This window comes from Bacillus luti, from assembly GCF_001884105.1.
Classification (GTDB): domain Bacteria; phylum Bacillota; class Bacilli; order Bacillales; family Bacillaceae_G; genus Bacillus_A; species Bacillus_A luti.
This window is the reverse complement of sequence record NZ_MACI01000025.1, coordinates 1-19,245: the sequence shown is the minus strand read 5'-3', so window position 1 is coordinate 19,245 and position 19,245 is coordinate 1. Positions and strand designations below refer to the sequence as shown.

10 protein-coding genes, 1 pseudogene and 1 riboswitch are annotated in these 19,245 nt (G+C 35.0%); of the genes and pseudogenes, 10 read left to right on the top strand and 1 reads right to left on the bottom strand.

The features are described 5' to 3' along the window. Positions 1 to 173: 173 nt before the first annotated feature. The 7 genes from BAQ48_RS06890 (at position 174) to BAQ48_RS06860 (ending at position 14,369) form a co-directional block, all read left to right on the top strand. Positions 174 to 3,803 (top strand): SpaA isopeptide-forming pilin-related protein, encoded by a 3,630-nt coding sequence (locus tag BAQ48_RS06890; protein WP_071710504.1) that lies wholly within the window; start codon positions 174 to 176, stop codon positions 3,801 to 3,803. Between the two features lie 47 nt (positions 3,804 to 3,850). Continuing rightward, a complete protein-coding gene (locus BAQ48_RS06885; RefSeq protein WP_071710503.1) occupies positions 3,851 to 5,512 on the top strand; it encodes a SpaH/EbpB family LPXTG-anchored major pilin in 1,662 nt (553 codons plus the stop codon). 92 nt (positions 5,513 to 5,604) lie between these two features. Then, positions 5,605 to 6,435 carry a class C sortase gene (locus BAQ48_RS06880; protein WP_071710502.1) on the top strand — a complete coding sequence of 277 codons (831 nt, stop codon included), beginning with the start codon at positions 5,605 to 5,607 and terminating at the stop codon, positions 6,433 to 6,435. A 466-nt stretch (positions 6,436 to 6,901) separates the two neighbouring features. Then, a complete protein-coding gene (locus BAQ48_RS06875) occupies positions 6,902 to 8,566 on the top strand; it encodes a glycoside hydrolase family 13 protein (RefSeq protein WP_071710501.1) in 1,665 nt (554 codons plus the stop codon). A gap of 202 nt (positions 8,567 to 8,768) precedes the next feature. Then, positions 8,769 to 10,406 carry a PTS transporter subunit IIBC gene (locus tag BAQ48_RS06870; RefSeq protein ID WP_071710500.1) on the top strand — a complete coding sequence of 546 codons (1,638 nt, stop codon included), beginning with the start codon at positions 8,769 to 8,771 and terminating at the stop codon, positions 10,404 to 10,406. Positions 10,407 to 10,410: 4 nt separating this feature from the next. Beyond that, complete coding sequence (locus BAQ48_RS06865) at positions 10,411 to 11,202, top strand: endonuclease/exonuclease/phosphatase family protein (RefSeq protein WP_071710499.1); 792 nt, start codon at positions 10,411 to 10,413, stop codon at positions 11,200 to 11,202. Between the two features lie 305 nt (positions 11,203 to 11,507). Next, a complete protein-coding gene (locus BAQ48_RS06860; protein WP_071710498.1) occupies positions 11,508 to 14,369 on the top strand; it encodes a YhgE/Pip domain-containing protein in 2,862 nt (953 codons plus the stop codon). Positions 14,370 to 14,409: 40 nt separating this feature from the next. On the opposite strand, the gene topB is transcribed toward BAQ48_RS06860, so the two are convergent. After that, on the bottom strand, positions 14,410 to 16,599 hold the full coding sequence (gene topB, locus BAQ48_RS06855) for a DNA topoisomerase III (protein ID WP_071710497.1): 2,190 nt from the start codon (positions 16,597 to 16,599) through the stop codon (positions 14,410 to 14,412). Between the two features lie 242 nt (positions 16,600 to 16,841). Next, positions 16,842 to 16,954: riboswitch (TPP riboswitch) on the top strand. Positions 16,955 to 17,024: 70 nt separating this feature from the next. Between topB and thiM the strand changes: the two genes are divergently transcribed. The 3 genes and pseudogenes from thiM to BAQ48_RS06840 all read left to right on the top strand — a co-directional run. After that, entirely contained in the window at positions 17,025 to 17,834 is an 810-nt protein-coding gene (gene thiM, locus BAQ48_RS06850) for a hydroxyethylthiazole kinase (RefSeq protein ID WP_071710496.1), read from the top strand. A 15-nt stretch (positions 17,835 to 17,849) separates the two neighbouring features. Beyond that, positions 17,850 to 17,996 (top strand): annotated as a pseudogene (gene thiE / locus BAQ48_RS06845) (thiamine phosphate synthase); the annotation flags it as partial. A 640-nt stretch (positions 17,997 to 18,636) separates the two neighbouring features. Beyond that, positions 18,637 to 19,245 (top strand): RNA-guided endonuclease InsQ/TnpB family protein (locus BAQ48_RS06840; protein WP_084064454.1); only part of this gene is annotated, 609 nt, incomplete at its 3' end.

The following is a 19,245-nucleotide window of genomic DNA, read 5'->3' as shown; positions in this document are numbered from 1 at the left end:
GGTTGCAAATTGTATTTGCAACCCGACAATCCTTTTTTATTTGCCCAATTATCAGATAATAAGATGTTTGTTTTAAGATGGCCCATTTTATTGTTCTTAGGCTCAAGGCGGATGGTATTCGAAGAAATAGCCAATCTCTTTGTTGTTAAGGAGATTAATAGAGAGGTGTGAGTATGAAGAGTAAACAGATTAGTATATTTGTCATTTGTTTAATGGTAATGCAAATTATTGTACAGCCATTTATACATATTGTAGCAGCAGAAACATATGACAAAGAAGCAAATGTCAGCTTAAAGCTTTCGGTTGAGGGCGGAGATGGTTCGCAAAAAAATGTAGATAAAGATTTTGTATATCAACTTGATTTAAGTACATTTGGATTAGAAGGTGGGCATAAAGATGCAAAAATTGTTGTTAAACTACCACCTGAAGTCGAGTATGTAAGACATGGGAAAATTAGTGGTACGGATGCAGTATACGATAAAGAAACGCATTCAGTTATTTATACTTTTAAAGAGCCCCTTCCCAATGGAGATTCTAAAGCAGTCCCTATTACAGTGAAGTTTCCTAAAGGAACAAAAAATGGAACGAAAGCTACAGCTGTAGCGGATTTTGTATCTGATCAAGGAGGCAAAACTTCTAATGAAGTAACGGTTGTAGCGTATGAAAAAGAAGTACCACCTGAACCACCTAAGAAACCAGAGTGGGAAATGCGTAAAACTCCTAATAAGTGGACGATTAAGCCAGGAGAAGAAGTCGAGTACACGATTCGTGCTCAACATGTTAGTGGACCTACTACACTTGATTCGCTTTCAATAAAAGATCTACTACCGAAAGAAGCCCAGTTTATATCAGCTAGTGATAATGGGAAATATGATGCGAATTCACATACAGTCGTATGGGATTTGAAAAATGTAGAAGGCGAGAAAGTTGTTAAAGTTAAGGTTAAATTCCCAGAGGAAAATTTTGGTGAGGATCAAAATCAACAAGTTCTAAATAGAGTTGAGGCAAAACTAAAGCCAAAAGGGGAAGAGGAATTAACAAAACAAACACATGCGTATGTTGAAATATCAAATAAAAAACCTCCTGTTATTCCTCCTGAGCAAGCTTTTTCAGATCTGAGAAAGGCTGCCCAAAAGTCTGAGTACAGTAAAGAAGAAGAAATTGCTTTTACACTATCTAACATTCAAAATCAATATTCTAAGGAAATTGATAATTTTGTGCTTCAAGATGACCGTTTTGATGAACAACTTCATTTTACGAGAATGCATACAGGTGCATTTTCAGGTGTAAGTGAATATAAGATTTTATACAAAACGAAGAATAATCCAGAGTGGAAAGAATGGAAAGTGATTCGTGGTAATACGAACGGAGAATGGTTAGAGGTTTCTTCTTTATCATTATTTGAAGGTGATAAAGTAACCGGAATTCGATATGAATTTGGTAAAGTGCCTGCAGATTTTAAAATGAGTTATGGCGCATGGTTAATGTTTAAAGTGGATGATCCGAACTTTAAAGAAGGTATTTTGAAAAATACCGCACATATTTCATATGATATTGATGGAAAAAACTATATAAAAGAAGCGACAGCACAAGTAAAAGTAAAAGAAAATCCTGAAGCAAAGGTTACTTTTAAGAAAAAGGCGTTAACAAAGCCTGGAGAAAAGTATATCAAGGGAGAAGAAGTAGAATTTGAATTAACTGGTAAAGTTGATTGGAGTTCTACACCTTTAAAACAACCAATAATTGTAGATTGGTTACCAAAGGGGTTAGAATATGTTCCAGGTTCGGAGACATTTGCTGTCGTTAAAGATGAATGGGATAGAAAACCTTATGATGCAAAAAAAGTAAAGGTGGAAACGATTCCGAACTATAAAGAAAAAGGAAGAACCCTTTTACGATGGACTTTCCCTGAATTAGATGTTTCACCGAGAGACGCTGTGACTGTTAAGTTTAAAGTAAAGGTTAATAACTTCGCGATGGCAGGCAAGTACTATAATAAGGCGGGCTTAATGTCTAATGTCTCAACAATAGTATCTGCAGACAAGTGGGGACAACCAACAGGAAAAGATGAAAATGATCTTGATGGTGATGATGATATAAATGACCCAATTATTGAAAGTCAAGATGCTGTTGAGATTGAAGAAGAGCAATCTTTAAAATCAATTAAATATGTAAAAGGTGAATTAGACGATAGCTGGAAAGGTTCACCAGAAGTAGCAACAACAGTACCAGGTGGAGAAGTGAAATATCGCTTGAAAATTGAAAATGGTGGGACCGTAGCTGTTAGGAATGGTGTCTTAATTGATATATTCCCTGCGGAGGGTGACCAGTCAGTTTTACAAACGAAGAATCATTCACAAGAGCGTGGTAGCAAATGGACCCCATACTTAACATCACCAATCCAACTTACTGACGGTGATTTCATTAAGATTTATTATACGACTGTTTCAAAACCTAAGCGTGATGATTTAATTCAAGGAAATGATGCTTTTGTGAATCCAGATGGTGCAAATGATCCGAATTGGTCTTTAGAGCCGCCGGCGGATTTAACAAAAGTAACGGCAGTTAAATTTGAATTTGATAAGAATAAGCTTGTATATCCAGGCGAAGCAGCGACACTAGAATGGTCAATGCGTGCACCTGTTGATATGGATGCTTCGGCAGGAATTGCATGGAATTCCTTTGGATACAGTGCGATAAATGATGTAACAGGAAATTGGATTCAACCAGCAGAGCCAAACCGAGTGGGTGTACAATTACAAGCTTCGAAAAAGAGCTCATTAGGAGATTACGTCTGGCTAGATAAAAACAAAGATGGTATTCAAAACGACGGAAACACTGGCGTGAATGGTGTAGTCGTAGAGCTATTAGATAAAGATGGAAAAGTTATTAGTATGACGAGAACTGGTAATGACAAAAAAGGAAATCCTGGTTATTACAAGTTTGTAAATTTAGATCCGGGTGAATACCAAGTGAGATTTAAGTTGCCAGATGGTTACAAATGGACAAATAAAAACGTTGGTAACGATGAAAGAATTGATTCGAATGTTGATAAAGATGGATATTCAGAAATAATCAAACTTGGTGAAGATGAACATAATATGACAATCGATGCTGGACTAGTTGAAGATATAGTTGGTGCTGGAGAGTTAGAAGTTACGAAAGTAGAAAAAGGCAGCAACATTCCATTAAAAGGTGCTGTTTTCGAAGTCCGGGATAAAGATAATCATGTCATTCAAACAATTACATCAGGTGAAGATGGAAAAGCTAAGGCAATAGATTTACCAATTGGTGAATATAAGCTAGTTGAAGTCGAAGCTCCAGAAGGTTATAAACTAGATAATAAATCATACGACTTTGAAATAACGAAAGACACAAAAACGCCGATAGAGAAGACCGTTGAAAATGAATTGCTAGAAAAAGGTGTAATTGAAATTACGAAGGTCGATGCTACAGATGTCAATCTGAAATTAAAAAATGCTGTGTTTCAGATTTTAGACAAAGATGGTAAAGAGATTGGGAAATTAACAACAGATGAAAATGGTAACGCAGTTTCTAATCCATTACTGTTCGGAAAATATACAATTAAAGAAGTACAAGCCCCAGATGGCTATATGCTTTTGAAAGAGCCAATTACAGTAGAAGTTGGATCATCAGTACACAAAATAACAATAGAAAATCAAAAGAGTCAGTGGGAAATCCCGAAAACGGGAGGTATAGGGACAGGCATTTTCTATTCCATCGGTGGGATTTTAATGTTACTAGTTGTGTTCTTATATGTTCGAAATAAAAGGAATAAGTAATAGAGTTTTAAATTGAAAAATTTATAGAGATAGTGAGGAAGAATAATATGAAAAAGATTTTCAGTATGCTTTTAATTTTGGCATTAACGTTTTCTATGTTGCCTAGTATGTTTGTGAGTGCAGCATCAAAAAATACAGGTTCTTTAACCATTCATAAGTACGCACAAGAAAAAAATGGGGAGCCAGGTGTAGACGGTGATGGTTCTGCGAATCAAACTTTACCTGAAAAGGTTAATCCATTAAAAGGTGTAACATTTGAAATTAAGCAAATTGCGTCATTCGAAAAGATTTCAAATGATGGAAAGATTGTAAAGGAAAATGTAGAGCCTGTAACAAACGCAGAATCAATCAAAATGACAACAAATGATAAAGGTGAGGCAGTATTTACAGATTTATCGTTAGGACGTTATGAAGTAAAAGAAGTTGCTGGACCAGAGCATGTTAACTTAAATCCACATACGTATACAGTTGACATTCCAATGACAAGTAAAACGGGCGATGTGCTAAACTACGATGTTCACATGTATCCAAAGAATGAAATCAAACGTGGAGCAGTAGAACTAACAAAAACAGGCGCGAAAGATAAAGTACTTTCAGGTGTAGAATTCTCTTTATATACAGAGGATGGTAAAGTAGTTAAAGAAAAGTTAGTAACAGGTACAGATGGTAAAATTCGTGTAGAAGGTTTAGAGTATGGTAAGTATTATTTCCAAGAGAAAGAAGCACCAAAAGGTTATGTTAAAGATCTAACAAAACATGAATTCTCAATTACTGAGTCAGGTACTCTTAATGAAGATGGTTCAATTACATCTGGTAAAGTAGAGACTGTGGAAGTAAAGAACTATGAAGAGCCAACGATTGATAAAAAGATTAATAAGGATCTAGAGTTCTTACCGATTAATACACAAACAGATTATAACTATGATATTAAAACATTAATTCCAGAAGATATTAAAGACTATAAACAGTATGTTGTAACAGATACGTTAGATAATCGATTAGTAATTCAAGGAAAACCAGTTGTGTACATCGATGGTGTAGAAGTAGATTCAAGTGTGGTAGAAGTAGTTGTAGAAGGTCAAAAAGTAACAGCGACTGTGAAAGATTTTTCAAAATTAAATGGGAAAAAAGAGTTGCATTTACAAATTAAATCACAGATTAAAGAAGACGTAGCAGCTGGAACGGAAATTAAAAATAAAGCAACAATCAATTTTGAAAATAATAATAATGTAAAAGATCAAAAAGAATCTAAGCCGGTAATTGTTGTCCCAACTGCTGGTAGCATTGAGTTGACGAAAGTTGATGGTGCTGATAATAAGAAATTACAAGGTGCAGAATTCGAATTACAAGATAAAAAAGGTAATGTGGTAGTAGTTGGAAAGCAAGAAGTAAAAGGTGTATCTGATGAAAATGGTATTATCACATGGAATAACCTCCCATACGGAGACTATCAAGTAGTTGAAACGAAAGCACCAACTTATGAAAAAGAAGATGGTACAAAAGCTTCTTATCAAAAATTAAGAGATCCAATTCATGTAACAATTAATGCGGAGCAAAAAAAGATTGAATTAGAAGTAAAGAATAATAAAAGTGGCTGGGTACTCCCTTCAACAGGTGGTATAGGAACAATGCTATTTACTGTAGTAGGTCTTGTGTTGATGGCTGTAGCAGCATTTGTTTTCTTCAGAAGAAATACAGCGAAAAATTAAGGTTTTAGAAAATGATAATGATATAGCATAAAAAGAGGAGAAGCGAATAGCTTTCCTCTTTTTAATATTTTTAAATACTTAAAGGGGGTACTATGAAACAAAATATCTTTTTTGGATGCATTTTTTTATTAGGACTAGGTATATTTTTGTATCCAACTGTAAGCGATTGGTTCGCGACAAGAACACATTATTCTCAAGTTAGTTCCTATGATGAAGCTGTAAAGTCCCTTCAAAAGAAAGAGCTCGAACGTCGAGAAAAAGAGGCGGATGAGCATAATAAGCAAGTTCAAAACTCTGGGCAAACATTTTCAGATCCATTTGCTGAACAACAAAAAGATAATCAAAATTCTTATGCAGATGCTTTAAATTTAGGCGATACAATGGGGTATATTGAGATACCTCAGATTAATGTGAAGCTTCCAATCTATCAAGGGACTTCAGAGGCAGTTTTGAGTCGCGGTGTAGGTCATTTAGATAAATCCTCATTGCCAGTAGGTGGAACAAGCACACACACCGTTTTAACGGGGCATCGAGGTTTGCCTTCTGCAGTATTATTTACTGATTTAGATAAAATGAAGGAATCGGATATTTTTTATATTCATTCATTAGATAAGGTCCTTGCTTATAAAGTAGATCAAATTAAAGTTGTGTTGCCGCATGAAGTAGATGATTTATTAATTGTGGAAAATAAGGATTACGCTACTTTAATTACATGTACTCCCTATGGTGTGAATACACATCGTTTGTTAATTAGAGGACATCGAATTCCTTATGAAGAAAAAGAAAAAGAAATGATTTCAAAACCATCTACGTCCAAAGATTGGATGGTAGCTGTTCCAATCTTTATTTTAGTTGTATCTTTACTTTCTGTTTACATGAGAAGAAGAAAGAGGAAAAAAGACGAAGCAGGGAAACTACGCTAAAATATATAGGTAATAAAAGGAATTGTTTGGAGAAGGAAGTTGAAATGCTCCCCCTTATAAGGGTATTAAAAAATAATGTAATCTTAAGACGGTGATCTCTGTATGAAAATAGGGATCACCTTTTTTAATACCTTCATATTTGGACTCATTTCATGTGACAAGTGAAAATTTTACATTAATAGATATTGATACTACTACATCAAAATTTAGTGAAACAAAGAAGATAAGTGGAAGATGCACAATAATCATGGTCTTATTTTATATTAAAGGAAGTAAGCTAATCAGATCTGGCAATAATAAAACTTCTGCAATAACAATGAAATAGGGGATGATTTCGTAATGGAATGTAGATATTTAATAGTAGTGTAAAAAATTCTCGTTGCAAACTCTCCATATTTTGTTATGATAGTGTTACGAAAACGTTTGCATAAAAATTTCCGATGGGATGCAAAAGGAGAGAATGACTATGAATAAGACATGGTGGAAAGAAGCGGTTGCTTATCAAATTTATCCACGTAGCTTTATGGATTCAAATGGTGATGGTATTGGAGATTTACAAGGTATTATTGCAAAACTGGATTATTTAAAAGATTTAGGTATAGATGTAATTTGGATTTGTCCAATGTATAAGTCACCTAATGATGATAATGGTTATGACATTAGTGATTATCAAGATATCATGGATGAGTTTGGTACGATGGAAGACTTTGATGCTTTACTAGATGAAGTTCATAAACGTGATATGAAGCTTATTATTGATTTAGTTATTAATCATACAAGTGATGAACATCCATGGTTTATTGAGTCTCGTTCATCTAAGGACAATCCGAAGCGTGATTGGTATATTTGGCATGATGGTAAAGATGGTGCGGAACCAAACAACTGGGAAAGTATTTTTAATGGTTCGGCATGGGAATATGATGAAGTAACAGGACAATATTACTTACACTTATTCTCGCGTAAACAACCAGATTTAAACTGGGAGAATAAAGAAGTTCGCGAAGTTTTATACGATACAGTTAATTGGTGGCTTGATAAAGGAATTGATGGTTTCCGTGTGGATGCAATCAGCCATATTAAAAAAGAAGATGGCTTTAAAGATATGCCAAATCCAAAAGAACTAAAGTATGTGCCATCTTTTGATAAACATATGAATGTGGATGGCATTCAACCCTTATTAGAAGAGTTAAAAGAAAATACATTTTCTAAGTACGATATTATGACTGTTGGTGAAGCGAATGGCGTTAAGATTGAAGATGCTGAGCTTTGGGTTGGAGAAGAGCAAGGTAAGTTCAATATGGTATTCCAATTCGAACATTTAAGCTTATGGGATGCAGAAAAGAAGAAAGATCTTGATGTTGTAGGGTTGAAAAAGGTATTAACGAAATGGCAAAAAGGGTTAGAAAATAAAGGATGGAATGCTTTATATATTGAGAATCATGATAAGCCACGTATCGTTTCAACTTGGGGAGATGATAAACAATATTGGCGTGAAAGTGCAACAGCTCTTGGAGCAATGTATTTCTTTATGCACGGTACACCGTTTATTTATCAAGGACAAGAAATTGGGATGACAAATGTTCAATTCCCAAATATTGAAGATTACGATGATGTAGCAATTAAAAATTTATATCGCGAGAAAATTGCAGAGGGTGTATCCCATCAAGATATGATGGAAATTATATGGGCTTCTTGCCGCGATAATTCACGTACACCTATGCAGTGGAGCGATGAGATGAATGCTGGATTCACAACAAGTGCACCTTGGTTTGGTATGAATCCAAACTACAAAGAAATTAATGTTGAAAAGCAAAAGAATGAAGAGAACTCTATTTTCAATTTCTATAAGAAAATGATTGCCTTGAAAAAAGAACACGATGTACTGAATTACGGTACGTACGATTTACTTTTAGAAGATGATCCGCAAATTTATGCATATACTCGTACATTAAACGATGAAAAAATCATTGTAATTAGCAATATCTCAAAAGAGGAAGCTGTATATAATGAGGGTTTATTCGGACTAGAACGCAAACGTTTGCTTTTAAATAACTATGAAGTTGCGGAACATGAACAAGTAACTACAATCACGTTAAATCCTTATGAAACAAGGGTTTATCGCATTTCATAATAAAAAAGGATGCTCTTAGAGCATCTTTTTTTATGAAAAAAAATAAATTTCTATTGCAAAGTGAAAACGCTTTTATTAAAATAGATTTATGAAAACGGTTGCGTAAAGATAGAAAAGTAACATAAGGAATCGTTTTCATAAAGGAAACAGAAATTATAATTTAAATCATTATGTTGTTATAAATAAAGGGGAGGAAGAACAGATGAAAATTACGTCTTTTGATTTTTGGCAAAAGTTCGGGAAAGCATTATTAGTTGTTGTAGCTGTAATGCCAGCAGCTGGTTTAATGATTTCTATCGGTAAGTTAATTGGGATGTCTGCTGGGGATATTAACGCAGTTCATACAATCGCTCGCGTAATGGAAGACATCGGTTGGGCAATTATTACAAATCTACACATCTTATTCGCAGTAGCAATTGGGGGATCTTGGGCGAAGGATCGCGCAGGTGGTGCATTCGCAGCGCTATTAGCATTCGTCTTAACAAACAGAATTACAGGAGCTATATTTGGCGTAAACGCTGAAATGTTAGCGGATTCAAAAGCGAAAGTTTCTTCAGTATTAGCAGGAGATTTAATTGTAAAAGATTACTTTACTTCTGTACTTGGTGCACCAGCATTAAACATGGGAGTTTTCGTAGGGATTATCACAGGTTTCTTAGGAGCTACTTTATATAACAAATATTATAACTATAACAAACTGCCACAGGCATTAGCATTCTTTAACGGAAAACGATTCGTACCATTCGTTGTAATTGTTTGGTCTACAGTCACTGCGATTGTATTATCACTTTTATGGCCATTCATCCAAAGTGGATTAAATGAATTCGGTCGCTGGATTGCAGCTTCAAAGGATAGTGCACCAGTTGTCGCACCATTTGTATATGGAACGTTAGAGCGTTTACTATTACCATTCGGTTTACACCATATGTTAACGATTCCGATGAACTACACAGAGCTAGGCGGCACATATACGATGTTAACTGGCTCAAAAGTTGGACAAGTTGTAGCAGGGCAAGATCCATTATGGCTTGCATGGATTACAGATTTAAATAACTTATTAGCAAGTGGAGATACAAAAGCATATAACGATCTATTAAATAATGTTGTACCAGCTCGTTTCAAAGCTGGACAAGTTATCGGTTCAACAGCAGCGTTAATGGGTATTGCTTTCGCGATGTTCCGTAATGTTGATAAAGAAAAACGTGCAAAATATAAACCAATGTTCTTATCAGCTGCATTAGCAGTATTCTTAACAGGTGTTACAGAACCAATTGAATTCATGTTCATGTTTATTGCACCAGTATTATATGTTGTGTATGCTATTACAACAGGACTTGCATTCGCATTAGCAGATTTAATTGATTTACGTGTTCACGCATTTGGATTTATTGAGTTAATTACTCGTACGCCAATGATGGTTAACGCAGGTTTAACAAGAGACTTAATCAACTTTGTCATTGTTTCATTAGTGTTCTTCGGTCTTAACTTTACGTTATTCAATTTCTTAATTAAAAAATTCAATTTACCAACGCCAGGACGTGCAGGTAACTATATTGATAATGAAGATGAGGCATCAGAAGGAACAGGAAATGTACAAGATGGTTCATTAGCAACAAAAGTTATTGATTTATTAGGTGGAAAAGATAATATTGCTGACGTAGATGCTTGTATGACACGTTTACGTGTAACAGTAAAAGATTTAGATGTTGTTGCACCAGAAGCACAGTGGAAACAAAATGGTGCTTTAGGACTAATCGTAAAAGATAAAGGTGTACAAGCAGTGTATGGTCCGAAAGCTGACGTATTAAAGTCAGACATTCAAGATATGTTAGGTGCGTAATAATATGAAATTGCTAACTTTAAATTGTCACTCTTGGCAAGAAGAGAATCAAATGGAAAAGATAAAATATCTTGCTAAAGTCATTCAAGAAGAAGAGTACGATGTCATCGCATTGCAAGAGGTAAGTCAGTCGATAGGGGCTAAAAATGTATGCGGTAACAAGAAAGAAGATAATTTTGGACTTTTACTATTAGAAGAGTTAAAAGCGTTACATGTAAAAGATTACAATATTACTTGGGATTTCTCTCATATTGGTTATGACGTGTACGAAGAAGGATTAGCGATTATAACAAAACATAGTATTATAAAAGAAGATACGTTCTTTGTATCAGAAAACAAAGATACAACGTATTGGAAAACACGTAAAATTGTAAGTGCAACAATTGCTTATAATGGTAAGAATATAACGTTTTACTCTTGCCATCTCGGTTGGTGGAATGATGAAGAAGAGTCATTCAAAGGTCAAATCGATCGTTTGATGGAGCGTGTAGATAATAATGAGCTTGCCTTCTTAATGGGTGATTTTAATAACAATGCTCGTTTGGAAGGCGAGGGTTATGAGTATACGATGCAAAAAGGTTTGTATGACACATATGAACTAGCGATAGATAAGGACGAAGGAACAACTGTCCAAGGCGAGATTGCTGGTTGGGATGAAAATAAACATAATTTGCGAATCGATTTAATACTGTGTAACCAAGGTAAAACAGTTCGTTCTTCGAAAGTCATTTTTAATGGTATAAACCGAAATGTAATTTCAGACCATTTCGGTGTAGAGGTTCAATTAGATATATAATAGAAGAAATCCTCACAGATAATACAAATCTGTGAGGATTTTTTTAGAAATACAAGTATTTCCAAGAGAAAATACTTGTATTTTTTATGACATTTCCTATATATTTGTTATTACTGAATGTAAAACTAATTTGGTCATTTTGTATGCATACTTTTTTTACTTCGTTATATAATGAAGTAAGTGAAATATTTAATGGGAATAATAGTATGTTTTCGTTTAATCCACGATGTAGAAAGTGATATAATTGCAAAATGTATGCATCATTTTCTAAAGAAGGAAAAATATATAATTAGGTGATAACTTATATGAAACAGATTTGGCGTATTTATAAGACAGACTTACGGAATGTGGCCAAACATTGGGCTGCGATTGTTATTGTATTAGGTTTGATGGTTTTACCATCGTTATATGCGTGGTTTAACATTAAAGCTTCTTGGGATCCTTACGGAAATACGAAAGGAATCCAAATTGCAGTTTCTAACCAAGATGTTGGGTCGAATTTAAGAGGAAAAGACATTAACATTGGTGAAGAAATTGTAGATTCACTTAAGAAGGACAAAAATTTTGGGTGGAAGTTTGTTGATGAAAAGCAAGCAATTTATGGAGTAGAGCGTGGAGACTATTCTGCAAGTATTACTATCCCAAAAGATTTTTCGGAAAAGATTGCAACAGTCTTGAATGAAAATCCACAGAAACCGGAAATTGATTATTACGTAAATGAAAAGGTAAATGCTATTGCACCGAAGATTACAGCGAAAGGTGCATCGGGTCTTACAGAAGAGATTAGTAAAAACTTTGTTAAAACAGCAAACGGTGAGATTTTTAAAATCTTCAATGACCTTGGAATCGATTTAGAAACGAACTTACCAAGTATCGAGAAAGTAAAAGATCTTGTATTTAAATTAGAAGCTCAGTTCCCAGAAATGAATACACTCATGGATAAGGCGTTAGATGATGCGACTCGAGCAGAAGATATTGTGAAAGTAGCACAAAAAGATTTACCTGTTGTAGAGAGTGTAATAAATGATGGGCAAGAAGCATTGGCAAATTTAGATAAGTTCTTTGCGAATCAAGATCAAACGTTGAAAAACGCTCCAGGAACGATAAGAAATGATTTAGTAGCAGCAAAAGGCGTTATGGATAGTGCAGCTGCATTTACTGACTTTTTAATGAATCCGGGTGTAGACTTAAATATCCCTGATTTCTCTGGAATGAATGGATTACCTGAATTCCCTGCAAGACCGGATCTTTCTAAATTGAATAGTGATGGTTATAAGAGCATAGCGCAAAATATTAATCAAACAGTCAATAATGTTTTAAGTTCATCACGTGCAGGAACAGCTTATGGGAAAAGTGTTGTAAATGGATTGCAAAATGGGAAATTTGATCCAGAACAAGCAAAGAAAGATTTAAATGCTGTATCAGATCAATTACAAGCTCGTACAGATGGCATAGCGTATCTTATTAATGTATTTACTGAACTTCAAAACTCTGTGACGACTGATTTTGGTAAAAACTTCTTCCAAGGTCGAGTAGATCGCTTAACTAAGCTTAAAAGCGGTATGGAAAATGCGAATAACGGAATTAAAGATATCGTAAATGTTATTGGTACAGGACAAGAAGTAAAGAAAGATGTAACAGATGTAGCGAATCAAAAATTAGATGCAGCAAATGCATTAATTGATCAAGCTGAAAAAGATTACAACGAAACATTTGTGGCAGATTATAAAAAAGCAGTTAGCACAGTAGATCAAGCTAAAGCTGATGCAAATGAAATATACGACAATGCAAAAGCAGATTATGATAAAGCGAAAAATGGTCTTGAAAGTACTAAATCTAGTGTCCAAAAAGCACTAGAGGATGTGCAAAATAGAGGTGTTAATGGTTTAGAAGGTTCGAAGGAGGCCTTAAAAAGTTTAAATGGTCAATTCCAATCTGGAATCGGTTTAATTGATGATATGATTCCGGTTCTAGAAAGTACAAATAAGGTTTTAGCAGATGTAAATAGTGATAAAAACCTTAATAATGGAATTGCAAAATTAAATAAGGCGAAAAGTAGCTTGCAAAAAGGTGTAGAGGCAACGAATAAGGGAATTACACTTCTTAACAATGGCCAGAAACCTACAAAAGATGTAATTGAAAGTATTAACAACGCTGCGAAAGGCGGATCAGCTCAATTAACAGATGTATTATCGACGTATGATTCAGAAATTGTACCAGGTTTCAATACAGCAATTGCTCGTACAAAAGAGATGTCGAAAAATACAACTCAAATTTTAAATGATGCAGACAAAAAGCTTCCAGATGTTAAAAAATTACTAGAAGATTCATCAAAAGGCTTAGTAGACGGTAGAAAGAAATTAGCAGATATTAAAGCTGAAATGCCAGCTACTGAGAAAAAGATTAAAGAATTAGCAGATAAAATTCGTGATTTTGAATCAGAAGAGGATATAAAAGACATCATACGCCTATTGAAAAATGATGTTGAAAAGCAAAGTGACTACTTTGCGAATCCAGTAAATTTAAAAGAGAATAAATTATTTGCGATGCCGAACTACGGTTCAGCAATGTCACCATTCTATACGGTGCTTGCATTATGGGTAGGCGCATTATTAATGGTTTCATTATTAACAGTAGAAGTACATGAAGAGGGCGCGAATTATAAGAGCCATGAAGTTTACTTCGGACGTTTATTAACATTCTTAACGATAGGTCTTTCACAAGCGTTTATCGTATCAATGGGAGATATATTCTTACTCGGTACGTACGTGGTCGATAAGTTCTGGTTCGTGTTATTTAGTTTATTTATTGGTGGAGTCTTCGTTTGTATCGTATACTCACTCGTTTCTATTTTCGGAAACGTTGGGAAATCGATGGCAATTATTTTACTTGTACTGCAAGTAGCAGGATCGGGTGGTACGTTCCCAATTCAAATGACACCACCATTCTTCCAAGCAATTTATCCGTTCTTACCGTTCACATATGCAATTAGTGCAATTCGTGAAACAGTAGGTGGAATGCTTTGGGATATAGTAACTAGAGATTTACTCGTGCTAACTGCTTTCGTAGTAATCATGGTTGTCGCTGCATTATTACTGAAAAAGCCAATTAATAAATCGAGTGAAAAGTTTGTTGAGAACGCAAAAGGAAGTAAAATCATTCATTAAAATAAAAGGTTCCTACCGATAGTGGTAGGAACCTTTTTGTTTAATCAAATTTTAATTTTTTTAATGCTTCCGCGAATGGATTGTTTAATGGTTCTTCTTCTTTATTCTGTTGTTTCATATATTTTTGAACATCGCGTTTATCAGCTTTGTTTCCAGATTCTTTTTTACGTCTTTCTTGGAATGTAGAAAGTTTTTCACGATAGCCACATTTACATGCGAAAATTTGGCCAGCGCCTTCACCGCGTAATTCTAATTTTTTCTTACACTGCGGGCAGCGTGCGTTTGTAGTGCGGGATACATTTTTACGGTGACCACATTCACGATCTTGGCATACAAGCATTTTGCCTTTTTTACCGTTTACTTCTAACATCGGTTTGCCGCAGTCTGGACAAGACTTCGTTGAAATGTTGTCATGTTTATATTTTTTATCACTCGATTTAATTTCAGAAACAATTTCTTTCGTATAGTTCTTCATTTCAGAAATGAATACTTCTTTTTTTAGCTTACCTTTTGCGATAGCCTCAAGTTTTTGTTCCCATTCACCAGTTAGTGTAGGGGATTTTAACTCTTCTGGTACTAAATCAAGTAACTGACGGCCTTTTGAAGTAATATGAATATCTTTGCCACGTTTTTCAATTAAGAACGAATTGAATAGCTTGTCGATAATATCAGCGCGCGTTGCTACAGTACCTAATCCACCAGTCGATTTTAATGTATCAGCAAGTTGTTTATTGTGCGTATCCATATATTTTGTAGGATTCTCCATTGCTGAAAGTAAAGTTGCTTCATTAAATCGTGCAGGTGCTTTTGTTTGACCTGATGTTTGCATAATTAACTTTACAGTTAATGTATCACCTTTTTCAATGTGAGGTAGAAGTTGCTCTTTTACATCATCCATTACATCATCATCTTCAAAGCGATTTTCATATACTTCTTTCCAACCGGCATGTAGGATTGTTTTCCCGCGTGCAATGAATGTTTCCTTGCCAACTTTTGTACGTAACGTTAGTTGCTCGTATTCGAATGCTGGGAATAAAACAGCTAAGAAACGTTTTACAACTAAATCATAAATTTTACGCTCTTTATCTGTGAAGGCTGAGAAGTTAACGTATCCTTCTGTTGGAATAATTGCGTGATGATCGCTTACTTTACTATCATCAACAAATGATTTATTAGGCTTGATAGGCTTTTGCAATACTTTATGTGCTAAAGGACGGTATTCTCCGATGCCACACGCTTTTAGACGTTCTGGAAGTGTTCCAACGATGTCAGATGAAATGTAACGTGAATCTGTACGAGGATACGTTAACACTTTATGTTGTTCATATAACTTTTGCATAATATTTAAAGTTTCTTTAGCAGAATAACCAAACTTTTTATTTGCATCACGTTGTAATTCAGTTAAATCGTAAAGACCAGGAGAGAATGACTTCTTCTGTTTTTTATCAATTTCCACAACAGTGGCATTTTGTTTATCTAGATTTTTTACAATATCATCAATTTTTTCTTTATTAAAACTACGGCTATTACCGTTTGCATCTTGCCAAGTTAGTTTTAATTGATTCGTTGTTTGAGCTTCGATACCGTAGTAAGTTTGAGCTTTGAAGTTCTTTATTTCATCTTCACGGCTAGCGATCATAGCGACAGTAGGTGTTTGTACACGACCACAATTTAGCTGAGCATTAAATCGAGTTGTTAAAGCTCGAGTTGCGTTAAGACCGATATACCAATCAGCTTCTGAACGTGCGACAGCTGAAGCGTATAAATTATCATATGCTTTACCTGGTTTTAAATTTGCAAAACCATCTTTAATCGCTTTATCAGTAACAGATGAAATCCATAGACGTTTGATCGGTTTATTAATGCGAACCTTATCAATAATCCAGCGAGCGACCAATTCTCCTTCACGTCCAGCATCTGTCGCTACAATAATTTCACTTACATCTTTTCTAAGTAGCTGGCTTTTCACAGCATTGAATTGTTTCCCAGTTTGTTTAATAACAGTTAATTTCAAACGCTCCGGTAGCATCGGTAAATCTTCTAAATTCCACTTTTTATATTTCACATCATAGCTTTCTGGATCTGCTAATGTAACGAGATGACCTAAAGCCCAAGTTACAATATATTTACTACCTTCAAGATAGCCGTTTCCTTTTTTATCACACTTCAGTACGCGAGCAATATCTCGTGCAACGGAAGGTTTTTCAGCGATTACAACGCTTTTTACCATATTTAAAACATCCTTTCAAAATTCCATACGTTAAATATAGCATACATCTTCTTGAGATTCAGTTACGCGCGAAGTTTGAATGCTTTTTGATGAATGGAAATGAAAATGGTGTTGAAGATGTTTCTATTAAAATAGCAAAAAAATTTGTTTCTTGTTATTCAGACCGTATTGTCATTTTAAGGACGGAAAGGTAAAGAACTTGTTATTTTATTAGAATAAGAGTAGACTTTGAAGTAGATGAATAATAAACACATGGGAGTTTGTGGATGCAAACTGAGAGTATGACTATCAATCCGTCATTGACCATTTGAACCTGTTGGATAATGCCAGCGTAGGGAGAGTGTAAAAGCACATATTCAGACACTTTGCGTACGCAAAGTGTCTTTTTGTGTATCTCCCACCATTATAGTTAGGAGATGAAAAAAATGAATGTACAAGAAATTAGTAAAGTAGTGGATTTAGTAAGAGATTCTAATCCGCTCGTTCATAATATTACAAATGTTGTTGTAACAAATTTTACAGCTAACGGTTTGTTAGCGTTAGGGGCATCGCCTGTAATGGCGTATGCAAAAGAAGAAGTAGCAGAAATGGCTAGCATTGCGGGAGCTTTAGTATTAAACATGGGGACACTTCGTCCTGAGGAAGTAGAAGCGATGTTACTTGCTGGTAAAGCAGCAAATATGAACAATGTACCTGTGTTGTTTGATCCAGTTGGTGCAGGAGCAACGTCGTATCGAACAGAAGTTGCGAGACATATTCCAGCTGAAATAGATTTAGCTGTTATCCGCGGAAATGCAGCAGAAATAGCGAACGTTATTAATGAGAGATGGGAAATTAAAGGGGTAGATGCTGGTGCTGGACAAGGGAATGTTGTAAGTATTGCAAAACAGGCAGCAGACGAATTGAATACAGTTGCGGTAATTACTGGAAAAGAAGATGTTGTTACAGATGGAGAGCGAACTGTTCTTATTCGAAATGGTCATCCTATTTTAACGAAAGTTACGGGAACAGGTTGTTTACTAACTTCTGTAATAGGAGCTTTTACCGCGGTAGAAAAAGATTACGTAAAGGCAGCCGCGGCGGCATTAACATTTTATGGAGTCGCAGCGGAACTAGCAGCGGCTAAAACAGTAGAAAAAGGTCCTGGTAGTTTCCAAATTGAATTTTTAAATCAATTAGCGAATACAACTTCAGATGATATTGAGAAGTATGGAAAGATTGAGGAGTTAGAGTAAGAGGGAGTGAAAGAAATGGCACGCATTGAAATAGATAAAATGTCTAAGCTATTACAAGTGTATTTTATTATGGGAAGTAATAATTGCATGAAGGATCCGCTAGCTGTATTGAAAGAAGCGTTAGATGGCGGAGTGACACTTTTCCAATTTCGTGAAAAGGGTAATCAACTGTTACGATTTATTTAACCAATTATAACTAAAGTTAATTAAATATATCAGTAAGCCCTGCTAGTCAAGTGATTGGCTAGTAGTGAGGGTTAACTGCGGGCAATCCCTAAAGCTGATTGAACTACAACGTGGCTAGAAATAGCGAGCGTGAATGTCGCGAAAGCAGAAAAAATCAATCAGATGGTGTAAGGTTAAATCCTAAACATTAGAACAATGGGTCTTCCGCCTCGAATCATCTAAGTCAAAATGGATAAGATGAACGTTCAACGACTATCTCGTATAACTGGCGAGAGTACATCACAAGCCTATGGTGATGGAAAAATCCTCTATCTCTAAAGAGATAAACATATAGTCTGCGCTCATGTGAAAACAGGAGAAGTTCATAAGAGAACTGGCTAAGGAATTGCGCCCTTAGTTGAACGAGATAAATTTAATTAAATCTATCAAACCTCATTGAACCTATCGAACATATGTGCTAAATTAGATTCAATGAGGTAAGAATAATAATGAAATTTTTACGAGTTAGTCAAGTATCGGAATTAACAGGTTTGTATCCGAGTAGTCTTAGGAGAATGCTGGTGGAACACGCTACGATTCAGAAGAACAAATCTTTCATTAAAGGAGTTACATTCTGATGATATTGGCGAAGAAAGTCAGACTAATTCCAACGCCTGAACAAGAAAAAGTGCTTAGAAACCATGCTGGTGCTGCAAGATTCGCTTATAACTATTGTAAAAGAATGAGTGATAGATACTATAAGCTATTTGGAAAATCTGTTTCACAGTTAGCTTTACAGAAACGATTTACAAAGATCAAAAAGCGAAAGAGATATGAGTGGTTAAATGACATCAATGCACAAGTTCCCAAACAGGCTTCAAAAGATTTTGATAAGGCGAGAAAAAATTCGTTCAAAAAGTACAAAAATGGTTCTCACACTTCTTATAAATCCAAAAAAGATTTAATGCAAGGATTTTATGCCAATTATGAAAGACTGATTATAGGAAAGAAAGTAGTTTATATTCAGTCCATTGGAGAAGTGAAAACAAGCCAACAATTACCAAAAAACAAAAAAACATCCAATCCAAGAGTTACATTTGATGGTCGTCACTGGTGGATGAGTGTAGGGTTCCAAGAAGACTTTGAATTACAAGAACTAACCGATGAGTCGATTGGTGTGGATGTTGGTTTAAAAGAGCTTTTTGTAGCTTCTAATGGTATGAAAGAACGAAATATAAACAAAGAT